This window comes from Sphingomonas sp. (genome assembly GCF_025362505.1).
GTDB lineage: Bacteria > Pseudomonadota > Alphaproteobacteria > Sphingomonadales > Sphingomonadaceae > Sphingomicrobium.
In genome coordinates this window covers 1-7,799 of the sequence record NZ_JANYGG010000096.1, presented here as the reverse complement: position 1 = coordinate 7,799, position 7,799 = coordinate 1, and the positions used below count along the sequence as shown (strand labels likewise).

Sequence of the window (7,799 nt, the reverse complement as noted above, 5' to 3'; positions counted from 1 at the left end):
CGAGCTCGGCGCGGTCGATCTTCATGGCACTTGCTCGCCAACCGAGACGAGCGCGACGCGGTTGAGGCCGGCGCGGTTGAGTTCGCCCATCACCTTCATCACCCGGCCATAATCGAGGCTGCGGTCGGCGCGCAGGTAGATGCGGCGGCCCTCGGGCGGGGCGGGGCGGGCAGCGATCGCGGCGAGCTTCGCGGGCAGTGCGGCCTCGGCCACGGCGGCATCGTCGATGAAGATTGCGCCGTTCTTGTCGATCGAAACCTGGATCGGTTTCGCCTGCTGGTCGAGCGGCGCGGCGCGGTTCTGCGGCAGGTCGACCGGCACTCCGGCGACGAGGAGGGGGGCGGTGACCATGAAGATGATCAACAATACGAGCATTACGTCCACCAACGGGGTGACGTTGATCTCGCTCATCGGCGCGCGTCGGCGGCCGCGCTTTCGCGACTGGAGGCTGGCCGCCATCAGTCGGCCTCAAGCTCGCGGCTCAAGGTCGCGTGGAAGCGATCGGCGAAGCGGCCAAGGCTTGCTTCCAGCCGGTCGAGGCCGTGAGTCAGGCGGTTGTAGCCGATGACCGCCGGGATGGCGGCGAACAGGCCAATCGCGGTGGCGAAGAGCGCTTCGGCGATGCCCGGGGCGACCACCGCGAGGCTGGTGTTGTTGGCTCCGGCGATCGCAGTGAAGCTGCGCATGATCCCCCAGACTGTGCCGAACAGCCCGACGAACGGAGCGACCGAACCGACCGTGGCGAGGATGTTGAGACGGTCGGACAGGCGGTCGAGTTCGCCGGCGATGGCGTTGTTCATCGCGCCGGACAATCGCTCGCGGGTGCCCGAGCGGTCGGCGTTGCGCAGTTTCGCCGAACGGCGCCACTCGTCGAGCCCGGCGGTGAGGATGGCGGCGCTGGGGAGCCGCTCGGCGCCGCGGCGCGAGGCGAACTCCTCGATGTCCTTGGCGCTCCAGAAGTCGTTCTCGAACGCGGCTCCGGCGCGGTTGAGGCGGCGCAGGCGGGTGGCGTGGGTGAAGATGATCGCCCAGGTCCACACGCTCGCGGCCAACAGCCCGAGCATGACCAGCTTCACGACGATATCTGCGTGGAGAAACAGGATGAGGGGCGACATCAGGTCGGTGCTTGCGATGACGGGGGGCATCAGGCCTCTTGTTTCTGGATTGCGGCGAACCGCTCGACCCATTCCCGCGGCTGGCGGGTCGGCCGACCGTCGGGGGTGAGGAAAGCGGCGGTGATGGTCGCCGAGGCCAGCAATTCGGCCCCGCGCATGACCTGCTGATGAATGAGCACGCTCGCCGCGCGGACCTGTTCGACGGTCGAGACGAGCACGAGGTCGTCACCGAGTTTCGCCGGGCGGTGATAGCGGATGTTCGCCTCGGCGACGGCGTAAACCCCGGTGCCGTCGTCGATCGCCGCGCGCTGGTCGATCCCGGCGGCGCGCAGCATGTCCGAGCGGGCGCGCTCCATGAACTTCAGATAATTCGCGTAGTAGACCACGCCGGCGGTGTCGGTATCCTCGAAATAGACGGTCAGCGCGAAGCGGTGCTCGGGGCCGACGAAGCCGCCGCGGTAGGGCTGGTCGAGGGGGGAGCCTGCCATGACGGAGGCCTTAGCCGGGCGGGAGTCGGAGGGGCAACCCCCGCGCTGACGTCGCGGATGCGCGCGATCAGGTCGCCCTGCACCACGGCGATGTCGTTCAAGTGCATTCCCCAGCCGGGGAGGAAGAAGCCGAGGAAGCCGACTTCGCCGCCGATGCGGTCGGTCCGCATTGCGCCGGGGGTGACATTGGTGCGGATCGAGAGGTAGCCGCGCGGGCCGTCGTTGATGCAGCGGCCGGAGGCGAGATCAGTGGTGTGGAGGAAGGTCGTTGGCGGCGGGCCTTGCGACGACCAGCTGATCGGCCCGCCGGGGACCTCGACCGACGAGCGGCCGTTCCAGTAGCTGTCGAGGTTGGTCCAGCCGGTCGCGCCGGGGCTGGCGGGGTTGGTGCAGGCGACGGTCATTCCGGGCTGATCGGCATAGCCGAACAGGGCGCCCTGGGGGGGCAGATTGTTGATGCGGTAGGCCGACCAGGCAAGGACGCAGCCGGACTCGCTTTTGCGGCTGCACAGCGGGGTCGACTTGAAGGTACCGCCGACGAGTTTGCCCTGCGGGACGAGGACGTTGAAGCCGGGGATGATCGCGAGAAGCATTCGTCTGGCCTCCGGGCGACCCTCGATTTCCTTGGCGAGCAGTTGCTGGAGCATCAGCGAGCCCTGGCTGTGGCCGATGAGGACGAACGGGCGGCCGGCATTGCGGGTGGCGAGATACTGACGCCAGGCGCGCGAGACGTCGGTGTAGGCGAGGCGCGCCGGACCGCTGATATCGGCGCCGATGTCCGCGACGACGACCGCGCCGACGGTCATCTGGCGGTAGAGCGGGGCGAAGGTCCGGCACACCGCGCCGAAGCGGGCGAACTGGTTCTGAGTGGCGTAGAGTTCCTCGCTGTCGGAGGGAGTGAGGTCGCTGTTGAGGCCGGGATCGTGGCTGATCGTGGGGTAGACGAAGAAGCAGTCGACCGGCGGGTTGGCGGCAGGCGCGGCGGTGGTGCGGGCGGCGTAGCCGGTGGCGGGAAGGTCGGTGGTGGCGAGGGGGACGGCGCAAATGTCCTTGCGGCCGGGAAGGCAGAGCCAGTTGGCGTCCTTTCTGTAGTCGACCGGGGACTGGAGATTGGTGGGCTGGGCGGGGGCGGGGGCGGGCAGGGCCAGGAAAGAGGCGGCGGCAAAAGACAGGATGCGCATGATTACTCCACGTCGAACAGGCCGGTCTGAGCAGTGGCGGGCGGGGTCAGGCCGAGGTGGCTCCAGCCGCGACCGTTGAGGCAGCGCCCGCGTGCGGTGCGGGCGATCAACCCAAGCTGAATGAGGTAGGGCTCGATCACGTCCTCGATCGTGTCGCGCGGTTCGCTCAAGCCCGCCGCCAGCGTTTCGACCCCGACCGGCCCGCCGTTGTAGAGATCGGCGATCATCGTCAGGTAGCGGCGGTCCATCGCGTCGAGGCCGAGCGCGTCGATCTCGAGCCGGGTCAGCGCGCGGTCGGCTGCGCCGGCGTCGATCGCGGCATTGCCCGCGGCGTGGGCGAAATCGCGCACCCGGCGGAGCAGGCGACCGGCGATGCGCGGGGTGCCACGGCTGCGGCGGGCAATCTCGTGCGCGCCGTCCTCGGTGAGGTCGGCGGCTAGCAGGCGGGCGGCGCGGCGGACGACCTGTTCGAGCTCGGCGACGGTGTAGAAGTTGAGCCGGATCGGGATGCCGAAGCGGTCGCGCAACGGGGTGGTGAGGAGGCCCTGGCGGGTGGTTGCGCCGACGAGGGTGAAGCGGGGGAGGTCGATGCGGACGCTGCGCGCGGACGGGCCCTCGCCGATCATCAGGTCGAGCGCGCGGTCCTCCATCGCCGGGTAGAGGATTTCCTCGACCGCGGGGGCGAGGCGGTGGATCTCGTCGATGAACAGCACGTCGCCGTCCTCGAGGTTGGTGAGCAGCGCGGCGAGGTCGCCCGATTTCGCGATGACCGGGCCCGAGGTGGCGCGGAAGCCAACCCCCATTTCGCGGGCGAGAATTCCGGCGAGCGTGGTCTTGCCGAGCCCGGGCGGGCCGAAGAACAGGACATGGTCGAGCGCCTCGCCACGGGCTTTCGCCGCATTGACGAAGATGCGCAGATTCTCGCGCGCGCCCTGCTGCCCGATGAATTCGTCGAGGGTCTTTGGACGAAGCGCGGCGTCGACGTCCTCGGGCTGGCGTTCCGGAGTAGTGATGCGGGCGGGGTCAGTGCTCATTGGGCGGCGCTCAGAAACTCATCGCTGGTCAAGCCTGATTGCCGGATGATTCCGGCCAGGGTGCCGGACTTTAATTCGCGGTGTAGGGGGACGACGCATCCCGTCCCGGCGCGGCGCATGATTACATGACTTCCCTTCTGGCGCGTCCGCTCGAAGCCCAGTGTCTCAGGCATCCTGATGACTTCTTCGCCCGAAAGGACGGGTAGCTTAGGCATGAAGTGCGACGTCGAAGGTCGTCACGAAGGGTGCGCCGACGCTGCGGATCGGAAATTCCTCGAGGTAGAGCTCAACGGCCTCGCGCAGGTTGGCGAGCGCGATCTCGACGGTCTCGCCTTGCGTCGTCGATCCTGTTTCGGGGTTAAAGGCGACGAAGCCGCCTTCCTCGGCGGGGGTCAGGATGGCGGTGACTTGCATGGATCGGCCTTTCGAATTCAGCGGCAGCTTACTTCGCCGCTTTCCTGAGCGCCAGCCGGACGAGGGCGTCGAGGGTGGCGGCTTCGCCGAGGTCGGTGGCGGCGGCGGTGACGGCGGCGCTGGCTTCGGCGGGTTTGAAGCCGAGGTTGGCGAGGGCGCTGAGGGCGTCTTGCGCGGTGGTGCCCTTCGGCGGGGCGCTTCCCGCGACGCCAGCGAGGGCGGGGGTTCCCAGTTTTCCGGCGAGTTCGTTGACGATGCGCTGGGCGAGCTTGGGGCCGACGCCGTTGGCGCGCGCGACCATTGCCTTGTCGCCGTGGGCAACGGCGGTGGCGAGCGCGGTCGGGTCGAGCACCGAGAGGATGGCGAGCGCAACGCGACCACCGACGCCCTGCACGCTGGTCAGGTGGCGGAAGCTTTCGCGCTCGGCCGCGTTGGCGAAGGCGAACAGGGTCATGCTGTCCTCGCGCACCTGGAGTTCGGTGAGGAGGAGGACGGCGGAGCCGACGGGGCCGATCGCGTCGAGCGTGCGGCTGCTGGCAAGGACAGCGTAGCCGACCCCGGCGACGTCGATCACGGCGTGGTCGGCGGCGGTCTCGGCGAGGATTCCGGTGAGGCGGGCGATCATGGGGATGGGGTAGCAATTCTGCCCTCCCTGTAAAGGGAGGGGCAGGGGGTGGGTGCGCGCGATCAGCGTGCCAGAAGACTCATTGCTTACGCGGGACCGGCTCGCTGCGCTCGCTACCCATCCCTAACCCCTCCCTTGGCAGGGAGGGGAATTTTCGAGCTCGTCGCCAGATGATGTGCGTGGGTAATGGCGACGGCTAGCGCGTCGGCGGCGTCGGGGCCCGCGATCCTGGCGCCGGGGAGGAGGCGCTGGACCATCGCGTGGACTTGCACTTTCTCGGCGGCGCCGGTGCCGACGATGGCCTGTTTGACGAGCCGCGCGGCGTATTCGCCGACGACGAGGCCGGAGCGAGCGGCGAGCATGAGTGCGACGCCGCGGGCCTGGGCGAGCTTGAGGGTCGATTGCGGATTCTTGTTGAGGAAGATCTCCTCGACCGCGGCGGCGGTGGGGTGGTGCTCGGCGAGGATCGTCTCGAGCATCGTTGCGAGGTGCGCGAGGCGTTGTGGCAGGGGCTCGGACGCGGCGGTCTTGAGCTGGCCGTTGGCGAGATGGGTCAGGCGATTGCCCTCGGCGCGAATCACGCCCCAGCCGGTAGTGCTCAGCCCGGGGTCGAGGCCCAAAATCAACATGACAACATGATCAGCTAAGTTTCTCCATGATTTCGTCGGAGACTTCGTAGTTGCCCCAGACTTGCTGGACGTCGTCGTCCTCGTCGAGGGTGTCGATCAGTTTGAGCAGGGTGGCGGCGTCCGATTCGTTGACGTCGACCATGACCTGCGGGCGCCAGGCGAGCTTGGCGCCTTCGGCTATGCCGAGGACCGGTTCGAGCGCCTTGGCGACTTCGTGGAGGTCGCCGATTTCGGTCCAGATCTCATGGCCGTCGTCGGAGGAGCTGACGTCCTGCGCGCCGGCGTCGAGGGCGGCTTCGAACACCTTGTCGGGGTCGCCGCTTTTGGCGGGGTAGCTGATCAGGCCCATGCGGTCGAAGGCGTGGGAGACGCTGCCCGATGCGCCGAGGTTGCCGCCGTTCTTCGAAACCGCGGTGCGGACGTTGGTGGCGGTGCGGTTGCGGTTGTCGGTGAGCGCCTCGATGATGAGGCTGACGCCGCCGGGGCCGAAGCCTTCGTAGCGGATTTCCTCGTAGGTTTCGGCGTCGCCGCGCGCGGCCTTGTCGATCGAGCGCTGGATATTGTCCTTGGGCATCGACTGCGCCTTGGCGGCATTGACCGCGGCGCGAAGGCGCGGGTTCATCTCGACATCGGGCAACCCCATCTTGGCGGCGACGGTGATTTCGCGGCTTAATTTGGAGAACATGCCCGAGCGCTTTTTGTCCTGCGCGCCCTTGCGGTGCATGATGTTCTTATATTTGGAATGGCCGGCCACGGGATGCTCTTCGATCGAGGAAAGTTTCGCCGCCGTTCTTAGGCGGAGCCGCCGCGCTTCTCAACCGCCGCGGCGATGGTGGCTACGCGCTGCTCGATCGCAATCAGCCGCTCGTCGACCGAGCGGTCGATCTTGTCGTGGAGGCGGAGGATGTCGAGCTCGGCGCGGAGATTGGTTTCATAGTCGAGCCGCGCGGCAACGCGATCCTTGGCCGCCTGGCGGTTCTGGCTCATCATGATCACCGGCGCCTGGATCGCGGCGAGCGTCGACAGCAACAGGTTGAGGAAGATGTAGGGATAGGGGTCGAACTGCTTGCCGATATGGGCCAGAATATCGGTGTTGAGCAGCATCCAGCCGACCAGCACAATCCCGAAGAAGATGATGAAGCTCCACGACCCGCCGACCGCGGCGACGCGGTCGGACAGGCGCTCGCCGAAGCTCGAGCGTTCGTCGGAGACATCGGCGGCGTCGCGGCTGGTGAGTCGGCCGGCTGCGATGTTCTCGAGGACGTGGCGCTCCTCCTCGCCCAGCTCGGCGTCATCCTCGACCAGCATGCGGATCGCGAGATCGGAGGTGGTCTCGTTGGTCATGCTGTCCTCCGAAGCGGCGCCGTCAATCTCTAGGCGAGGCCGAGCGCGGTGCGATAGGTTTCGAGCAACGCGTCCATTTCCTGGCGGGTGTGCGCCTCCAGTTTGCGCAGACGGACGATGGCACGCATCGTCTTGGTGTCGAAACCGGTCGACTTGGCCTCGGCGTAGACGTCCTTGACGTCGTCGGCGATGCCCTTTTTCTCTTCCTCAAGCCGTTCAATTCTCTCGATGAACAGCCGCAACTGGTCGGCTGCGACGGCGCCTTCGCTCATGGTGGTTTCGCTTTCTCAAGAATCGGTCGTGATCGCGGCGGTCGTTAGGCGCTTGGGGCTGGCCGCTCAACCCGGCTTGGCCAGGAAACGCGGTTGATCGCAGCGCTTCAGCGGCTATGGCAGCGGCCAGCGACGAGGGGAAGATCATGGCAGTCATTCCGGCGATGCCGCCGCGCGGACGCAAGGTGAAGGTGCTGGCGACGCTGGGCCCGGCGTCGTCCGAGCCGGCGATGATCGAGGCGCTGATGCGCGCCGGGGCCGACGCCTTCCGGATCAACATGAGCCACGGTGACCAGGCCGACAAGGCCGCGCTGGTGGTGGCGATCCGCGCGCTCGAGAAGAAGCTCGGGCGGCCGACGACGATCCTGTTCGACCTTCAGGGGCCCAAGCTCAGGGTCGGCGATTTCGACGGCGGGTCGGCAACGGTCGCGACCGGGGACAGTTTCACGTTCGATCGCGATCCCGCGCTCGGTGACGCGACCCGGGTCGAGCTTCCCCACCCCGAACTGTTCGAGGCGGTCAAGCCCGGCGCGGCGCTGCTGGTCGACGATGGCAAGGTCCGGCTCAAGGTGGTCAGCGTAACCCCGGATCGGATCGAGGCGCGAGTCGAGGTCGGCGGCAAGCTCAGCAACCACAAGGGGGTCAATGTCCCCGACGTGCTGGTCCCGATCCCGGCGCTGACCGCCAAGGACCGAAG

Annotated in this window: 13 protein-coding genes; 1 reads left to right on the top strand and 12 read right to left on the bottom strand. The window is 67.6% G+C overall.

Annotated features, from left to right (window positions below; all coding sequences use genetic code 11):
* Positions 1–21: 21 nt before the first annotated feature.
* The 12 genes from tolR to Q0R27_RS09415 form a co-directional block, all read right to left on the bottom strand.
* The gene (gene tolR, locus Q0R27_RS09470; protein ID WP_293943743.1) at positions 22–459 is read right to left on the bottom strand and encodes a protein TolR; all 438 of its coding nucleotides are present in this window, start codon (positions 457–459) and stop codon (positions 22–24) included.
* The gene (tolQ, locus tag Q0R27_RS09465) at positions 459–1,145 is read right to left on the bottom strand and encodes a protein TolQ (protein ID WP_293943741.1); all 687 of its coding nucleotides are present in this window, start codon (positions 1,143–1,145) and stop codon (positions 459–461) included. The genes tolR and tolQ overlap by 1 nt, the downstream gene beginning before the upstream one ends.
* Positions 1,145–1,603, bottom strand: coding sequence for a YbgC/FadM family acyl-CoA thioesterase (locus Q0R27_RS09460; protein ID WP_293943739.1), 459 nt, complete (start codon positions 1,601–1,603; stop codon positions 1,145–1,147). The genes tolQ and Q0R27_RS09460 overlap by 1 nt, the downstream gene beginning before the upstream one ends.
* A complete protein-coding gene (locus Q0R27_RS09455) occupies positions 1,534–2,784 on the bottom strand; it encodes a DUF3089 domain-containing protein (protein WP_293943737.1) in 1,251 nt (416 codons plus the stop codon). Before Q0R27_RS09455 ends, Q0R27_RS09460 begins: the two co-directional genes overlap by 70 nt.
* Before the next feature lie 2 nt (positions 2,785–2,786).
* Positions 2,787–3,818: a Holliday junction branch migration DNA helicase RuvB gene (gene ruvB, locus Q0R27_RS09450; RefSeq protein ID WP_293943735.1), complete on the bottom strand. Its 1,032-nt coding sequence runs from the start codon at positions 3,816–3,818 to the stop codon at positions 2,787–2,789.
* Positions 3,815–4,033: a type II toxin-antitoxin system HicA family toxin gene (locus tag Q0R27_RS09445; RefSeq protein ID WP_293943733.1), complete on the bottom strand. Its 219-nt coding sequence runs from the start codon at positions 4,031–4,033 to the stop codon at positions 3,815–3,817. Before Q0R27_RS09445 ends, ruvB begins: the two co-directional genes overlap by 4 nt.
* Positions 4,026–4,232 carry a type II toxin-antitoxin system HicB family antitoxin gene (locus Q0R27_RS09440; protein ID WP_293943731.1) on the bottom strand — a complete coding sequence of 69 codons (207 nt, stop codon included), beginning with the start codon at positions 4,230–4,232 and terminating at the stop codon, positions 4,026–4,028. The genes Q0R27_RS09445 and Q0R27_RS09440 overlap by 8 nt, the downstream gene beginning before the upstream one ends.
* A 28-nt stretch (positions 4,233–4,260) precedes the next feature.
* Positions 4,261–4,857, bottom strand: coding sequence for a Holliday junction branch migration protein RuvA (gene ruvA, locus Q0R27_RS09435; protein WP_293943729.1), 597 nt, complete (start codon positions 4,855–4,857; stop codon positions 4,261–4,263).
* Positions 4,858–4,970: 113 nt separating this feature from the next.
* Complete coding sequence (gene ruvC, locus Q0R27_RS09430) at positions 4,971–5,486, bottom strand: crossover junction endodeoxyribonuclease RuvC (protein WP_293943727.1); 516 nt, start codon at positions 5,484–5,486, stop codon at positions 4,971–4,973.
* Between the two features lie 10 nt (positions 5,487–5,496).
* Positions 5,497–6,240, bottom strand: a complete 744-nt coding sequence (locus Q0R27_RS09425) for a YebC/PmpR family DNA-binding transcriptional regulator (protein WP_293943724.1) — start codon at positions 6,238–6,240, stop codon at positions 5,497–5,499.
* 38 nt (positions 6,241–6,278) lie between these two features.
* Positions 6,279–6,830 carry a DUF1003 domain-containing protein gene (locus Q0R27_RS09420; protein ID WP_293943722.1) on the bottom strand — a complete coding sequence of 184 codons (552 nt, stop codon included), beginning with the start codon at positions 6,828–6,830 and terminating at the stop codon, positions 6,279–6,281.
* 29 nt (positions 6,831–6,859) lie between these two features.
* Positions 6,860–7,102: a DUF2312 domain-containing protein gene (locus Q0R27_RS09415; RefSeq protein WP_293943720.1), complete on the bottom strand. Its 243-nt coding sequence runs from the start codon at positions 7,100–7,102 to the stop codon at positions 6,860–6,862.
* 146 nt (positions 7,103–7,248) lie between these two features.
* On the opposite strand from Q0R27_RS09415, the gene Q0R27_RS09410 reads away from it, so the two are divergent.
* The coding region (locus Q0R27_RS09410; RefSeq protein WP_293943718.1) for a pyruvate kinase at positions 7,249–7,799 on the top strand (551 nt) is incomplete at its 3' end.